Source organism: Haliscomenobacter sp., from assembly GCF_041740695.1.
Classification (GTDB): Bacteria; Bacteroidota; Bacteroidia; order Chitinophagales; family Saprospiraceae; genus Haliscomenobacter.
In genome coordinates, this window is sequence record NZ_JBGSLK010000140.1 from 1 (window position 1) to 15,168 (window position 15,168).

At 45.5% G+C, this 15,168-nt stretch carries 16 protein-coding genes; 9 read left to right on the forward strand and 7 right to left on the reverse strand.

Features of this window, described 5'->3' with window-relative positions; translation table 11 throughout:
• Positions 1-94: 94 nt before the first annotated feature.
• The 3 genes from ACEW9O_RS28780 to ACEW9O_RS28790 all read right to left on the reverse strand — a co-directional run bounded on the left by ACEW9O_RS28780 (position 95) and on the right by ACEW9O_RS28790 (position 3,147).
• Entirely contained in the window at positions 95-496 is a 402-nt protein-coding gene (locus ACEW9O_RS28780) for a BlaI/MecI/CopY family transcriptional regulator (protein WP_373553695.1), read from the reverse strand.
• 470 nt (positions 497-966) lie between these two features.
• Entirely contained in the window at positions 967-2,469 is a 1,503-nt protein-coding gene (locus ACEW9O_RS28785; RefSeq protein ID WP_373553696.1) for an ABC transporter permease, read from the reverse strand.
• A gap of 51 nt (positions 2,470-2,520) precedes the next feature.
• Entirely contained in the window at positions 2,521-3,147 is a 627-nt protein-coding gene (locus tag ACEW9O_RS28790) for an ABC transporter ATP-binding protein (protein ID WP_373553697.1), read from the reverse strand.
• A 111-nt stretch (positions 3,148-3,258) separates the two neighbouring features.
• On the opposite strand from ACEW9O_RS28790, the gene ACEW9O_RS28795 reads away from it, so the two are divergent.
• Positions 3,259-3,693, forward strand: coding sequence for a hypothetical protein (locus ACEW9O_RS28795; protein ID WP_373553698.1), 435 nt, complete (start codon positions 3,259-3,261; stop codon positions 3,691-3,693).
• A gap of 479 nt (positions 3,694-4,172) precedes the next feature.
• Here the strand turns inward: ACEW9O_RS28795 and ACEW9O_RS28800 are convergent, their stop codons facing one another.
• Positions 4,173-4,844 (reverse strand): RluA family pseudouridine synthase, encoded by a 672-nt coding sequence (locus ACEW9O_RS28800; RefSeq protein ID WP_373553699.1) that lies wholly within the window; start codon positions 4,842-4,844, stop codon positions 4,173-4,175.
• Between the two features lie 94 nt (positions 4,845-4,938).
• Between ACEW9O_RS28800 and ACEW9O_RS28805 the strand changes: the two genes are divergently transcribed.
• Entirely contained in the window at positions 4,939-5,175 is a 237-nt protein-coding gene (locus ACEW9O_RS28805; protein WP_373553700.1) for a CDGSH iron-sulfur domain-containing protein, read from the forward strand.
• Positions 5,176-5,241: 66 nt separating this feature from the next.
• On the opposite strand, the gene ACEW9O_RS28810 is transcribed toward ACEW9O_RS28805, so the two are convergent.
• Both ACEW9O_RS28810 and pdxA read right to left on the reverse strand, forming a co-directional pair.
• Entirely contained in the window at positions 5,242-5,961 is a 720-nt protein-coding gene (locus ACEW9O_RS28810; RefSeq protein WP_373553701.1) for a lipoprotein signal peptidase, read from the reverse strand.
• Positions 5,962-6,117: 156 nt separating this feature from the next.
• Positions 6,118-7,308: a 4-hydroxythreonine-4-phosphate dehydrogenase PdxA gene (gene pdxA / locus ACEW9O_RS28815; protein ID WP_373553702.1), complete on the reverse strand. Its 1,191-nt coding sequence runs from the start codon at positions 7,306-7,308 to the stop codon at positions 6,118-6,120.
• Between the two features lie 75 nt (positions 7,309-7,383).
• On the opposite strand from pdxA, the gene rsmA reads away from it, so the two are divergent.
• The 7 genes from rsmA (at position 7,384) to ACEW9O_RS28850 (ending at position 13,696) form a co-directional block, all read left to right on the forward strand.
• Positions 7,384-8,163 (forward strand): 16S rRNA (adenine(1518)-N(6)/adenine(1519)-N(6))-dimethyltransferase RsmA, encoded by a 780-nt coding sequence (gene rsmA / locus ACEW9O_RS28820; protein WP_373553703.1) that lies wholly within the window; start codon positions 7,384-7,386, stop codon positions 8,161-8,163.
• A 142-nt stretch (positions 8,164-8,305) separates the two neighbouring features.
• Positions 8,306-9,394, forward strand: a complete 1,089-nt coding sequence (locus tag ACEW9O_RS28825; RefSeq protein ID WP_373553704.1) for a sensor histidine kinase — start codon at positions 8,306-8,308, stop codon at positions 9,392-9,394.
• 65 nt (positions 9,395-9,459) lie between these two features.
• Complete coding sequence (locus ACEW9O_RS28830) at positions 9,460-10,116, forward strand: response regulator (protein WP_373553705.1); 657 nt, start codon at positions 9,460-9,462, stop codon at positions 10,114-10,116.
• Positions 10,117-10,131: 15 nt separating this feature from the next.
• A complete protein-coding gene (locus tag ACEW9O_RS28835; RefSeq protein WP_373553706.1) occupies positions 10,132-11,439 on the forward strand; it encodes a C39 family peptidase in 1,308 nt (435 codons plus the stop codon).
• Positions 11,440-11,443: 4 nt separating this feature from the next.
• A complete protein-coding gene (locus ACEW9O_RS28840) occupies positions 11,444-11,908 on the forward strand; it encodes a hypothetical protein (RefSeq protein ID WP_373553707.1) in 465 nt (154 codons plus the stop codon).
• A gap of 14 nt (positions 11,909-11,922) precedes the next feature.
• Positions 11,923-12,651 carry a hypothetical protein gene (locus ACEW9O_RS28845; protein WP_373553708.1) on the forward strand — a complete coding sequence of 243 codons (729 nt, stop codon included), beginning with the start codon at positions 11,923-11,925 and terminating at the stop codon, positions 12,649-12,651.
• A gap of 331 nt (positions 12,652-12,982) precedes the next feature.
• Positions 12,983-13,696, forward strand: coding sequence for an MIP/aquaporin family protein (locus ACEW9O_RS28850; RefSeq protein WP_373553709.1), 714 nt, complete (start codon positions 12,983-12,985; stop codon positions 13,694-13,696).
• A 132-nt stretch (positions 13,697-13,828) separates the two neighbouring features.
• On the opposite strand, the gene xylA is transcribed toward ACEW9O_RS28850, so the two are convergent.
• Positions 13,829-15,163: a xylose isomerase gene (xylA, locus tag ACEW9O_RS28855; protein WP_373553710.1), complete on the reverse strand. Its 1,335-nt coding sequence runs from the start codon at positions 15,161-15,163 to the stop codon at positions 13,829-13,831.
• Positions 15,164-15,168: the final 5 nt, after the last annotated feature.

Sequence of the window (15,168 nt, forward strand, 5' to 3'; positions counted from 1 at the left end):
GTTGAGGCTACCGCAGCGATTTTGACAATGTCCTTGTCTAAGCCGCTGCGGTAGCCTCAACCTTCCTCAACTTTCTCAACCTACTCAACTTTCTTCAACCTTTTTTCTGCATTTTTTCGATCAGTCGTTTGATTTCTTCCAATTCGTCGGGTGTAGCAGAGCCATCGCCGAGAGCACGCATCACCAGTCGGGAGGTAGAACCTCCAAAGGCCAGGTCGCGCAGACCATTGACCACCTGGGTCTGTACTTTTTCGGGATTTTCTGCTGGGCGGTATACATGGCTGCGGTCGTTGGTATCGCGCTGCAGTAGTCCTTTGATCTCCATAAGTTGCATCAACTTCAGGGTAGAGGAGTAATTGACCTCGCGCTGTTCGTTGAGTCGTTCGTTGACGGTTCGTACGGTAGAAGGGCCGAATTGCCAAAGCACGTGGAGAATCTCCAGCTCAGATTTGGTGGGGGTGCTTCCTTCGTTATGTGGTGATGGTAAATTCTTCATAGTGTAAGCCTAGGAATTTTTTCCTAGCACAAGGTCTAGGAATTTTTTCGTACGTCAAAATTCCTAGACGTTTTTTTTCAATTTTTTTCGTTTAAAACTACAAAGGCGCTGAGACACTGGGCAATGTGTCTTAGCGCCTTTGTCGCTAAAATAAGTTTAGTCAATCGGTTATCTGCTAATTCCGAAGGAATTTTATGTTTATAGGGAAAGGTTAAAAGTGGTCCAAAGTCCTGATGAGGTTTTTGAAACAACCGTTCTTAAACTTTAAGCTAGACGACTATGAATTGCCTCCAGCTTTAGCTGGTGGAAGCAGGGAGCATTAGTTTTTGGGCTTTAGCCCCATTTCCAAAATTGAGGCTTGGGCTAAAGCCCATCCAAGATATGACCTTCGAACCACCAGCTAAAGCTGGAGGCAATTCATGTCCTCCGAGCAAAATTTCCATTAGGGCGGTTATTGCTCCACTTCATGATCACCCCTCCGCCAAAGTCTCTGAAATATCCGTATTCCGCGCCTGAATCGCCGGAATCACTGCAGCCACAAATCCTACCGCCAGTGCTCCAAGGAGCAGGTAGCCTTCTTCCACGAGGAAAGTCCGTCCGGTAAAAGTATAACGGTACGCCGCTTTCATTTCTCCCGCCAGCAATTCCATACCGCCGTGGCTGATTAGCAGTCCGATGATGTATCCAAAAATGGCCAACAAAAGCCCCTCCATAATGATCATGGCAAACAACTTGCCCGGAGAAGCCCCCATCGTGCGCATTAGGGCCAGTTCGTAGCGCCGATCCCGCAGTGAAGAAAACAGCGAGATAAAAATACTCAGCCCCGAAACCCCCATAATGATAAAGGCCAACCAGCGCAGTGCGTCCTGCCCTACCCCCATCAGGCTGTACAAGCGGGTAATTTCGATGGCGGGCGTAGCTGCCTGCATGCTGGTGTTTTGGTTGATCATGCGTTGCAGATTGAGCGTAGTGATGTTGTGCCCATTGAATTGGAGGAGCAGCGCGGTAATTTCTTTGTCGGGGTATTCCAAAATGGATTTGAGGTGATGGGCTTCATCCTGCTCATGAGGCGCTTCATCATCATTTTGGTGGTCCTGTTCTTGGTTGGTGAGGGCGATGCCATTGACTTGTTCGGTGCTTTCAGCGTGATTTTCGGCGATGCTGTCTTCGGCAGCATGTTCCTCATCTTCGTGCTCGTGCTCGGCTTCCTCCGTTTCTTCAACGGCAGGTGCAGCACCCATTCCGGCGTGTTCGTGTACTTCCCAGATGCTTTGTGCAGGGGTGAGCAAGAGTTGATCAATCGACGCTCCCGTGGGTTGCATAATGCCTACCACTTTAAAGGCGTGCCCTTCGTGAACCAGATTGTCATCCTCAATCAAGCCATGTGAACTTTGAAACGTGCTACCCACTTTTAGACCCAGTTCCTGTGCAGCCGTAGCCCCAGCCAAGACTTCCATTATCGCTTTGAAAGAGCGGCCTGTGCGCACTTTGGCCTGGTACAATTCCAAAAAATTGGCGGTGGTACCCACAATCCGATAGCCTCGGTAACTGTCTCCCAGGGAAAGGGGAATGGCGGATTTGATGAACGGATTTTTGGGGTTCAGGTAGGGCATAACTCCCTTGATTGGAATGTTCCCCGTAGGTGCGTCGATGTGGTACATGCTCGACAAAATGAGTTGTAGTGGGCTGCCTTTGGCCCCAATCACCAAGTCGATGCCCGCGAGGTTCTTTTCGAATTTTTCGTTGATTTGGTGGTTGACGAGCAAAAGAAAAGAGATGAGCCCCACGCCTAGTGCAAAAAGCACGAGGCTGAGCAGCATGGTGAGTGGTTTATTGCTGAGGTTTTTCCAGCTTAGGTTGAGTAAGGTCATTTGAGTATGTTTTCCCAGGGCTAAGGCCATGGTGTTGCCCACGGCTAAAGCCATGGGTTGGTTTTGTGGATTCCCTCTTACGGCTCCCACGGCTAAAGCCATGGGCTGAGCTGTGGATTCCCCTCCCACGGTTAAAACCGTGGGTTGGGGGGGCTAGAGGGCGATCTGGTTCGGGAAGCGGTCTTTGAGGCGTTTGTCGTGGGTGACTACGAGTAAGGTAGAACCCAGGGCCTTGGCTTGCTCTTCGAGCAGGTTAATGACTTCGGTGGCGTTGTAATCGTCCAGGGCCGAGGTGGGCTCGTCGGCCAGGATGATGGGTGCCTGGTTGATCAAGGCGCGGGCGATGGCCGCGCGCTGCTGCTCACCAATGCTCAGGCGATCGGGCTTCAGTCGCAGCTTATCTCCAATGTTGAGCCGTTCAAGCAGTTCTATGATCCGCCCGCGGTTGGGTTTCAGTCCGGCCAGTTGTTGGGCCAGGGCCAGGTTTTCACCAATGTTGAGGGCTCGTACAAAATGAGACTTTTGAAAAACGATGCCGATGTTTTTGCCCCGAAACTGGTCCAGTGCCGAAGCGCGCAATTGGCCCAATTCGGTAGTTCCAATTTGGATGGAGCCACTAGTGGGTGAAAGTAAACCGCCGAGCAAATGGAGCAAAGTGGTCTTTCCACTACCTGATTGTCCCAGCAAAAGCCAATGTTCACCTTTTTGTAGGTTGAAATCGGGAAAGTTCATCACCTGATGGCGGGTGTAACTGAACTGTAATTGTTTGGTTGTTAACATGGAATAAAAATAAGCGATTTGATTAGTGGTGATTACTCAGGTAATGTTAACTTTGATTAAGAAGTGATAGAATCGTATCACTTAAACTCTTCAAAATTAAACATCTTTATCATGCGCTTGTTGGTCTGCTCTTCAATTTTTCTACTTTTTTTTGCGGCTTGTCAATCAGAGCCCAAAACCAAAGACAATGGAACTGGCTTGACTACCGATTCACCTACCGCCAAGGTTCATTTTCGTTGTGAATCATCTGGCGAGGACGAAAATGGGGTTCCCCACAACGAGGTTTTTTTGGTGGTCAATGACCAAAGCACCAAAGTTGCGGACGTCACGGCTTGTGATGAAATCACCAAGGATAGCTACCTTACTTTTCAAATCCCTGCAAATGCCGTGGCTGCTTGTGGAGGCTGGTATGCCGGAGCGGGTGACTACTTTTATGCACTGGAAGTCAAAGGGCAAATTGTGGTGATGAAGGGCTGGCAAGCGGAGGAACAGACAGATGAAGGCTACCATTACGAACAGGATTTGGTGGTACCGATCAAAAAATAACCTGAAATTTTTTACAATTTCCTGACAAAAACTTGCTTGAAATTTAAAAAGCATATATATTTATGCTGTTATTTAGGTTCTCCCAAATCATTTAGGTTATCTACACAACATACACTGAATTGAATCAAACATCATCGTTTGATGAAGTGTGTTTCCTCCTTATAAGTCTGAACTTTATATTATTGGTTTTCGGGTATTTTATGCCTGATCCACTGGAAGCCATGCCTAGTAGTGGGGCAAAAATAAATGTTCATTTTTCTTGAGCCAAAGGATTAGATAAGACACTTGAAATGAACCGTTTACTCATCTAATCCTTTGACAAAATGAACACTTATTTTTTTATCGCCCCCTAGGTTTCCCACTCATTTCGCATCCACTAGTGTGTTCGTCATTATACACCAGAGGGCCCCACTGTAATACTTGTCAGCTGGGGCACTTTTTTTTAGCGCCGAAATGTGCCTTTATTTGATTTCCGTTCCTTACCAATTCCAAATCGGGTTAGCAGGTGTTTTTGCCCGCAAAAGAACCGGGGCCGCGTCAATAGGATCCTGGAAGGAAAGACTATAGGCGTGTAGCGCGATACCCTTATCAGCATAAGTGAAGTGACTGGCACCATATTTATCATCTCCAATAATCGGGGTGCCCATGGCGGCCAATTGAGCACGAATCTGATGGAATTTCCCCGTCAGGAGTTCTACTTCCAATAAGGCTTTTTTTCCATCTTCCTCAAGCAGCCGGTAATGCAATTGGCAGGCATCCCGCTGCTCGCCAGCTTCATCAAAAATGATGGCTTTTTTTTCTTTTTGATCTTTGTACAACCACTGGGAAAGCAGGGCTTCGGGTTTTTCGGGCACACCTTCTACCACCGCCAGGTAAGTTTTTTTGACTTGTCGTTGCGAAAATTGCTCATTGAGTTTGCGTAGGGCACTCTTTTTTTTGGCCAGCAGTAAGATTCCTGAGGTCACCCGGTCCAGGCGGTGTACGATGCCCAGGAAGGGCATAGAAGTACTGCGTTGCAAGTAGGCAAGCACCTGATCCTCAATGGTATCATTGGCTCCAATGGTTTTTTCAACGCTCAGCCCATACGGTTTGTTGACCGCAATCCAGGCTGAAGTTTCAGCAATCCACCAATTTGGTTTGTATTCACGCATGTTCTCTCAAAGCTGTGGTACAAAATAAGCAGTTACGCAAAAAAACCATTAGTTTAGCGCGTAAAAATTCAGAATTGTCACAATTAAACACATTATGGAAGAAAAGTCAAGCCCTGAAGTCACAGAAAATCCAACCATTATTGAAGTGATCACCAATGGCCCTCTGCGGATATTGGGTCCCTTGGAGGTAAAACTGGCGGATGGAACCATTGTCAACAAGCCTGGGCCGCGCACTACTTTTTGCCGTTGTGGCGCATCGGCCAACAAACCTTTTTGTGATGGTGCCCACAAAACCTTGCCACCTTTTGAAACGGTAGCAACACCGGGCTAACATCGCGGGCAACGCACTGTAGAGACGCACGGCCGTGCGTCTCTACGATCCGAAATTAGCCGTCATTTATTGCGGGTTATTCGGCGGGTTATTTAAATCCGGAGCTTCGGGTAAATCAGGGTTGTTTTCCACCGCAGCGGGAATAATCGCCGAAGGAGTCGTTTCTTCTTTTTGATAATAGCGGAAGAAATCGCGTTGAAAAATTAAAATATTGAGTACGCCCACGGTGATGGAGACATCCGCGATGTTAAATACGGGTTTAAAAAAGAAATAATCTTTACCCCCTAACAGCGGAAGCCAAGCGGGGTAAACACCTTGCCAAATCGGGAAATACAACATATCGACCACCTTGCCGTGTAAAAATCCTGCATACCCACCCTCGGCAGGAAAAAGTGTAGCCACTCCCCCATGGTAATAAGAAGGTGAAAAAATCAGGCCATAAAAGGCACTATCGATGATGTTCCCCAGGGCACCCGCCAGGATCAGCCCAAAACTGGCCAAGACGCCAAACCGAATCTTTTCCTGGATCAATTGGCGGATGAAAATAATCAGGAAAATGACCGCAGCAATGCGGAACAAACTCAGGGCCAGTTTGCCGTATTCACCCCCCAGGTCCCAGCCAAAGGCCATGCCGTTGTTTTCCACAAAATGAAGCAGCGCCCAATCCAGCCCCAGGATATGAATTTCAGATCCGTATTCCATATGGGTTTTAACGCCGATCTTTATAGCCTGATCGAGCAGCAAAACCAAAAAAATCAGCATTCCTACTTTAGTGGATGACTTCATGGTATCATTGAGAAGTTAAGAAGGTTGAGGGAGGTTGAGGGAGGTCGAGAAGGTTTAGGCTACCGCGAGCGACTTAGACAAGGGCATGTCAAAATCGCACGCGGTAGCCTAAACCTTCTCAACCTCCCTCAACTTTCTAAACCTTCTCAACATATATTATTGTTCTTCCTCCTCCTCGTATCCCTCTTCCTCGTATGGCTGATCGTCCTCCAGCTCCTCCTCCAGTTCCAGTTCGTCTTCGAGGTCTTCTTCCTCTTCTTCTATACCGCTTTCAGACTTAATTTTGCTGCGGCGTACCAAAGCATTGGCACGGTCTGCGTAGTATTCCTTGCGGTTTTTGGCAATTTCAATGGCCATAAACAGAGCTTCGCGGAACGAGTCGGGCTCGGCTTCGTTTTTGCCTGCAATGTCATAAGCCGTGCCATGATCCGGGGAGGTGCGCACGGCACTCAACCCCGCGGTGTAATTAATTCCCGTTCCAAAAGCCAAAAGTTTGAAAGGAATCAAACCCTGGTCGTGGTAAATGGCCAAAATGCCGTCAAATTTTTTGTAATCCCCTGCCCCAAAGAATCCATCAGCCGGATAAGGTCCCATGGCCAGCATGCCGTTCTTTTTGGCTTCGATGATAGCCGGGCGGATGATGCGGTCGTCCTCGTCGCCCAGTACACCTCCATCACCTGCGTGGGGGTTCATGCCCAAAACGGCGATGATTGGGCGATCAACGCCAAAATCAATCCGCAGGGTTTCTTCAAACGTTTTGAGCTTGCGCGCGATCAGTTCCTTCGTCACCTTGCCTGCTACCTCGCGCAGGGGCAGGTGATTGGTTGCTATCCCAATCCGCAGTTCTTCGCTGACCATGAGCATCAGGCTTTCTTTGCCATTGCCCAACTCCTGGGTCAGGAACTCGGTATGCCCCGGGAAGGGAAAGTTCGCCATTTGCATGGCTTCTTTATTGATGGGCGCGGTCACCAAAGCGTCGATGTTGCCGGCTTTTAGTTCTTTTACCGCAAAATCCAGCGCCTGATAAGCGTATTTGCCGCTGACATCGGTGGGTTTCCCCAGCACAATATTGACATTCTCCTGCCAGCAATTCACGATGTTGACCCGGTCGGGGAAAACCCGTTCGGCATTGCGAATTTGCTGAAATGGAAAATCAATACCGACGATGTTTTTGTGGTATGAAACGATCTTGGAAGATCCATACAAGACGGGGACGCAAAAGTCGATTATTTTTGGATTGGCCAGAGTTTTGATGATGACCTCCAGACCAATACCGTTGATATCTCCGATGCTGATGCCGATTTTTAGTTTGTCCAGTTTTTCCTGGGCTGCTGCTTGTTCATTCATCACAGTAAAAATCCTACGGGTTGCTGTAATTTTGATAGTTTTGCAAAGTAATGGTAAAAAAAGCAGAAAATTGTTTTGAAAGCTAAAAAATCCTTCGGGCAACACTTTCTCAATCGAGAAGAAATTGCGGAACGCATCGCCAACAGTTTAACCATAAACAACGAATTGGGCCATCCTGTTTTGGAAGTCGGCCCGGGAAAGGGCATGTTGACCAAATATTTGCTCAAACAGTACCCCTTGCTCAAAGTGGTAGAAGCGGATGTGGACATGGTCAATATCCTCCACAAATATTATCCCCAACTGGAAAATCGCGTGATCTCTGGCGATTTTTTAAAAGTCGACCTGGCGGCCGTATTTGAGGGCCAAAGTTTTAGCCTGATCGGGAATTTTCCTTACAATATTTCTTCCCAGATCGTGTTCCGCATGATCAAATACCGCGACATCGTGCCCGAAATGGTGGGGATGTTTCAAAAAGAAATGGCCGATCGCATCATTGCCAAACCCGGGGGAAAGGACTACGGCATAATCAGCGTTTTGGCTCAGGCGTATTATGAGGGCAAAACCCTGTTCGATGTGGACAAAAGTTGTTTTACGCCACCTCCCAAAGTACAGTCGGCGGTCATTCGATTGATCCGGAAAGAAAATCAGGATTTGGGCTGTGATGAAGGGTTATTTCGGCAGGTGGTCAAAACTTCTTTTAACCAACGGCGGAAGATGTTGCGGAATACCTTGAAACCGCTTTTTCCGGAAGGCAGTACGGAATTGGAGGATGTGTTTTTTCAAAAGAGGCCGGAGCAGTTGAGCTTGGCGGATTTTGTGGGGGTGACTCAGCTTTTGGCGAAGCAGACCACTTGATGCAATCAAGTAGTTTAATTCTTCAGCGATCATTTTAGTCTTGTACAAGCTAAATACATGGTTTATTTTATGTTATGTTAAAAAAATAATGCTTTTCATTTTTATTTATTTATTTTTAGGCAGTGCAGCAAACCCTTAGATGATGAAACCCTACTCCGTCCTCTTATTGATCATTTTTTTACATTTAACAGAAAATTTAGCTGCCTTCCCAGAGGCAGCAAAGGAATTAATTATTGTCGCTGATAAAAAAACCTTTTCGGGAGGAAAAAAGGTGGAGATCGGGTTTAAACCCAAAACCATTCAATTCATTATTGATGCTAGTGGTCACCATAATGAAAAGTTGGTTTATGAAATTAAAATGGAAGGGATCACCGATCCATATGTCACTTCTGATCCGGTTGCCCGATACACCTTTCTGCCTGGGGGGGAACATCATTTCAAATATCGAGTAATTGAAAATGGCGTTTTTTCGCCTTGGTATGTTCAAGAAATTAACATCAAAAGGGGTATCATTGAAATGCCCTGGTTTTATCCGGCCTTAATCGTTTATTTGGTTTTGGTATTGGGCGCAATTACTTATTTCTGGATTATTTACAACCTGCGGCAAAATCTGAAATTACAAACCTTGCGTTCCAAAATTTCGGCCAACCTCCACGACGAAACGGGCTCTACCCTCTCCAGTATATCCCTCGATTTGGGCACCCTGGAAAGTTTGTTACCTACCGAAAATGAAAAGCTGCACAACTTGATCACTGAGACCCGTAATACCGCTGAAGAGGCCATCCTCAAGCTCCGAGATACCCTCTGGAGCATTCAACCCGAACATGATGATATGTTGAATTTGGCTGGTCGAATTGGTCAATCCGCTTCGAAAATGTTTGCCTTCAAAAAAGTGCAACTTGAATTCAGCAATGAACTGAGTGAAGCTGATAATTTTCAAATTGCTATGGAGCGCCGGGGCGATATTTTACACATTGCCAAGGAAGCACTCAACAATTGCCTCAAGCACGCTCATGCATCCAAAGTAAAGCTTCGCCTTGCACCCATTAAAAACGGTATACAAATGTCGATTGTCGATGATGGAAGCGGATTTAATGTGAAGGAACCACATGCTGCGGGAAATGGTTTACGCTATTTTCAACAACGCGCCAAAAACAGTTTTTTAGAAGTAGAGATAACCAGCAAACCTGGGGAAGGTACAATGGTGAGCGTTGACATACCAAAATTGTGACCCCCCCGATTTAAGGGATTGTAACCATAATCTAGATTTATGATTTTTGACCTAAATCATAGCATATGCAAACACCTATCCGTGTAGTACTTTTTGAGGACAGCGATAATTTCCGCCGGAGTTTGATCAAAGCCTTGGAGGTGCGGGGCATTGCCGAGGTGGTAGGAGCTTATCCCGATGGTAAGGATGCAGCCAAAATGGTCGCCAAACACCAGCCCGATTTGGTGTTGATGGACATCGAAATGCCTGGAGTGAATGGGATTGACGCCCTCAAAGCCATCCGCAGCACCAATACTCAAACTAAGGTGCTGATGTTGACCAATATCGATGAAGATTACGCAGTCTTTTCCTCTCTTCAAGCAGGGGCTGATGGCTACGCGCTAAAAGAATGGCGAGGGGAACAGGGGCTCGAATTTGCACTGGAACAGGTAATGGGTGATTCTGGGGCTTACATTTCTCCAGGTTTGGCACACCTGATCATTGAGTACTTCCGCCGCCGGGACAACATGGCGGAAAAAGAAGGTTTCGTGATGCTTAGCCCTCAAGAGAAGAAGGTACTACTTGCCCTGAGCCAAGGCTCAAGTCGCAAAATGATCGCTGAACAATTGGTGATCAGTCCCTTTACAGTAGGCGACCACACTAAAAAAATATTTCGTAAACTAAAAGTGAATTCCGCTCTGGAGGCTGTTGAGGCTGGGAGAAAGAGGGGGATTTTGCGGTAAGAAAAGGGAGATAATATGAGAAAAATGTATGCCTTTTTTGTGTTGATTACGATTTGTGAAACTGGCTTTTCACAGGTTCAATTAAATGTTTGGTTAAAGGGACAAATGAAATCAAACTGGTGTTGGGCTGCGTGCACTCAAATGATTGATAGCTTCTATACACGCAGTATCAAATCACAGTGTAAAATTGTAGAGTCGTATTTTGGTCCACTTGAAAACAATCCCTTATTGTCAGTAGAGTGTTCCCATTTGGCCTGTAATGATCCGGGCAATCTTTCGTTGTTAGAATATAATGAACCATTGTCTTACTACGAAATTTATCAAGGCTTTAGCCGTGTTCTCTCAAACTTAGGGTATTACTCGAGTTTGGAGTATTACCCGAATAATAAAGCATGGGAAACAATTGTTGATGAAATTGATCATTGTAGGCCTCTAGTATTATTTATTGCTCAAGGAACAACATCTAATGCTTCTTTGCCAAATGAGAATAGGCCCTCCCATGCAATGGTGATTTATGGCTATAGGGAACAGGGGGGTGACCGTTATTTGTTAATAAGGGATCCATGGTACCCATCTGGAGATAGATGTAGTAAATGTAATATTACAGAGCTTAATTTCACTAGCCTAAGTACCTACAATAACACCTGTGTAATTAAATTATCAGGCTACCAAATGAATATTTCTTTAAGAAGTAAGCCATTTTGCGATCCTTGTGAGGAATCAAGAATGCCTATACCTTTGATTGAAAGCGAACAGAGTCTCGCTTTGAGAGGGCTAGAAGAGGAAGCAATAACGATACCTGTTAAAATTTTGGATATCCACTCGAATATTAAAGGAAGCAAATTTTTGCCAAATGAATTATTTGACAAGTATTATCCTAACACTGGGAAAACCTTTGGTTACGAGGTAATTGATAAAAGCCCCGTAGAGTTAGAAATAAAGAATTGCTCGTATCCAAATTTTATTGTAGGTAATTTTCATGGAAAATCTATTAAAATCAGTTACGATGGTAGTGAAAACACGCCTAAGTACACTGCTATCTATGCACCCTATCCCTATGGTATGAAATATTATTCTTTCTCTTTATCTAGTAGCCAGCAAACTTTATTCATAACAGATCAAAATGTTTTTGATCCCCTAAATCCAACTAAAATTTTATTTAAAGCAAATGAGGTATATTCTGAGCACACATTCAATAACAAAATCGGTTGCTTTTCAAAGAAACTCTTGAAAACCCCAATGCTTCGAATAGAAACCTTGATTGCAAAAGAAAAAAACAAATTCAATCAGTTGTTTTCTAAAACCACCACTAAAACACATTAATATTATGGCTAAGGTATTCATTATGGAGGCAGTTACCAGTTTAACTGTAGACTCGGAGACTTTTATGACGGAAACCCAAAATTATTGGGGTACAGATGCTCCAAGACTCTTTACCATCCATCATAGTGAGATTTCACATTTACAAAAAAATGGAGGGTATATGGGCGTACGCGTTATTGATATCGAAGATGAAAAAGAAGTTAGGGTAAAATGGCTTCCTTTCCGAAAAAACCAAGAACAGGAATATATTGCAAAAGACACTAATGACTATTTCTTCTTTTTAAAGGATTCTGCAATAGAACTAATTCTCAAAAAACCAGGTGTCACAGACGATAACAAAAAAATACTAATTTTCAGTCTATTAAAAAGTGATACTGGAGATTATCATGCTCTTTTTTATTTAGGAGTACTGAGTGAAATTGGGGGTATTGGTGGAGGAACACCTTCTGCCGGTGCAAAAGTTCCATGATTAAAATCAAGAAAATGAATCCTAACGATATTATCATATTTTTTGGCAAAGTTGTTAGTGCAGTTATGATCATTCCGATCATGGCTGCACTTATTAAATGGAAATATTTAGACAGAAAACTAAAAATATTTTTAGCTTTCTGTGTGATCAGTTTAGCAATCGCATTATTAGAACAATTATTTCTATGGAGCGCAAAAAAATATTACCATGAATTCTGGAAACCAATCCTAGATTACTGGGAAATCAAAAACACTTTTTTCCTTCAAATTTTAGCTCATGTTAGAGATTTTGTATTATTAGGCTGGTTTTTTTCTACAGTTTTGTATCCAGGGAAAGTATATAAACTTGTGGGATTGATATCAATGATTCTTGCAATAGCGAGTATAGTAAATTACATATTTATTGAAGGCTATAAGGAACTTGGCGTTTTCAATCCAACAGCAGATGCCATATACTGTTTTATTGTGCCAATGATTGGAATGTGGTATTTGTATCATAATGACTCCAAAATTGCGATGTACAAAAACCCCGTATTCTGGATAAGTCTAGGCTTAATTCTTCCTAATTTAATGAGCCTCTTTCTATACTTTACTTCAGATTTTTTACAAAAAGAAGATTATACGCTTTACGTCAACCTAATGCTCATCAAAAACTTCTTTGAAATCATCGGCATCATCCTCATCACCATCGGTTTCGCCCACGCCTACTACATGCGCTTTTTTTATCCAGAACCTTCCAAATAAAAAAGGTTGCGCCAGATAAGAAGTGTGCCCCATCCCCTAAATAAGGGATTGGGGCACACTTTTTATATCCCTAACTTTACATTATTAATTATCGCCAACAACACTGAAATACCTGTAGCGTGCTAATTTTTTTTGTGCCCTAAGTAAAACACTCATTGAACCCCAAAGTATTCAAACTAGACCCTATACAAAGCCAGTAAGCGTGCCTCCCAAGCCCTTACTGGCATTTTTTTTGGAGATGCAAAGCAAATTTGCAAGATTCAAATCCCCTTCCTATCTTGTTCAGCAGTCCTGGAACAATTCAACTCATGCCTTAAAACCCTTTCTTCAAATGACCACTTCTCCTTTTTTAGGCGAACTCATCGGTACCGCCGTTTTGATTCTACTCGGCAACGGTGTCGTCGCCAACGTGCTGCTCAACAAAACCAAGGGCAACAACGGCGGGCTCATTGCCATCACCGCAGGTTGGGCCTTCGCAGTGACCATGGGCATTTTTGTGGCTCAAAAATTTGGCAGTGCAGACGCCCACCTCAATCCAGCGGTAACCGTCGCGATGGCCATCAAAAACAGTGACTACAGCAATGTATTGCCTTTTATTGCTGCTCAAATGATCGGTGCGATCCTTGGTGCAACGCTGGTTTGGCTGCACTATCTCTCCCATTGGGGCGCAACCAACGATCAAGGGCTCAAATTGGCGGCATTCAGTACCAGCCCCGCCATTGCCAATGCACCCGCCAACCTGATCAGCGAGATCATTGGTACTTTGGTGTTGCTCATTGGGGTGATTGCCCTGTATTCGACGGAGGGTTCGGGTATGTCACCCTATTTGGTAGGGGTGTTGGTGTGGGCCATTGGCTTGAGTTTAGGTGGCACCACTGGCTACGCCATCAATCCAGCCCGGGATTTGGGTCCCCGGATTGCCCATGCTATTTTGCCCATTGCCGGTAAGGGAGGAAGTGATTGGGGGTACGCCTGGGTTCCAGTGGTAGGGCCCATTGTGGCTGCCGTGATCGCAGGAGCGATTATGAGTGGGTTTGGATTTTAAAAAAGTTGAGATGGTTGAGGGAGGTTGAGAAAGTTGAGGCTGCCGCAGTTAATTAGCACCTCGGCTCGAATGGGTGACCAAATAACTGCGGCAGCCTCAACCTCCCTCAACCTTCTCAACCTTCCTCAACTTTTATACGAACTGATTCAGGATATTCTCATACAATTCCTGTTTGCCGCTGGTCAAACCCGGTTCAGGGTTGGCGTGAGCGAGGGCATGCAAGTCTTGCAAGTTGAGTTTACCATCTTCAAACTCTCTACCCTTGCCGCTGTCAAAACTGGCGTAACGCTCTTTGCGCAGGGCCAAAAACTTCGATTTATGCAAGATGGCATCGGCTGCGAGCATGGCCCGGGCAAAAACGTCCATCCCACCAATGTGTGCGTAGAAGATGTCGGCCAAATCCGTGGAGTTGCGGCGGGTCTTAGCGTCAAAGTTTACGCCACCACCTTGCAGGCCACCCGCTTGCAGGATCACCAACATCGATTCGGTCAGTTCCATCACGTTGTTGGGGAATTGATCGGTGTCCCAGCCATTTTGGTAATCACCCCGGTTGGCATCGATGCTGCCCAACATGCCGGCGTCGGCAGCTACTTGTAGTTCGTGTTGGAAAGTATGCAGCGCCAAGGTGGCGTGGTTGACTTCGATGTTGATTTTGAAATCATCGGCCAGACCAAATTTATTGAGGAAACCAACTACTGTAGCACAATCAAAATCGTACTGGTGTTTGCTGGGCTCCATCGGTTTGGGCTCGATAAAAAACACCCCTTTAAAGCCCTGGCTGCGCGCATAGTCCCGGGAAAGGGTTAGAATTTTGGCCAGGTGTTCCTGTTCCCGCTTCATGTCGGTATTCAACAAGGACATGTAGCCTTCGCGACCACCCCAGAATACATAGTTTTCACCACCTAGCGCAATGGTAGCGTCGATGGCGTTTCTCAGCTGCGCACCTGCGTAAGCCAGTACATTAAAGTCCGGGCTAGTAGCCGCACCATTCATGTAGCGGGGATTGGAAAAGAGATTGGCGGTGCCCCAGAGTACTTTTACCCCCGAAGCGGCAATTTTTTCTTTGGCATAATCTACAATGGCGCTCAGGCGGCGCTCACTTTCCTTCAAGCTGGGGCCTTCGTCTACCAAATCCACATCGTGGAAGCAGAAATAAGGGGTACCGATTTTGGTGAAAAACTCAAAAGCCGCATCCATCTTGTCCTTGGCCGACTGTACCGCGTCACTGGCTTCCAACCAAGGGAATTGTTTGGTGCCCGGACCAAAAGGGTCTCCGCCCGTACCGCAGAAGGTATGCCAATAAGCAGTAGCAAAACGGAAGTGCTCCTTCATGGTTTTGCCCGCGATCATCCGATTTTCATCGTAGTACTTGAACGCCAGCGGATTGTCCGACTCTGGCCCTTCAAACTGGATTTTTCCAATTCCGGGGAAATATTCACGATTTCCCAATACAACAGCATTGCTCATGATGT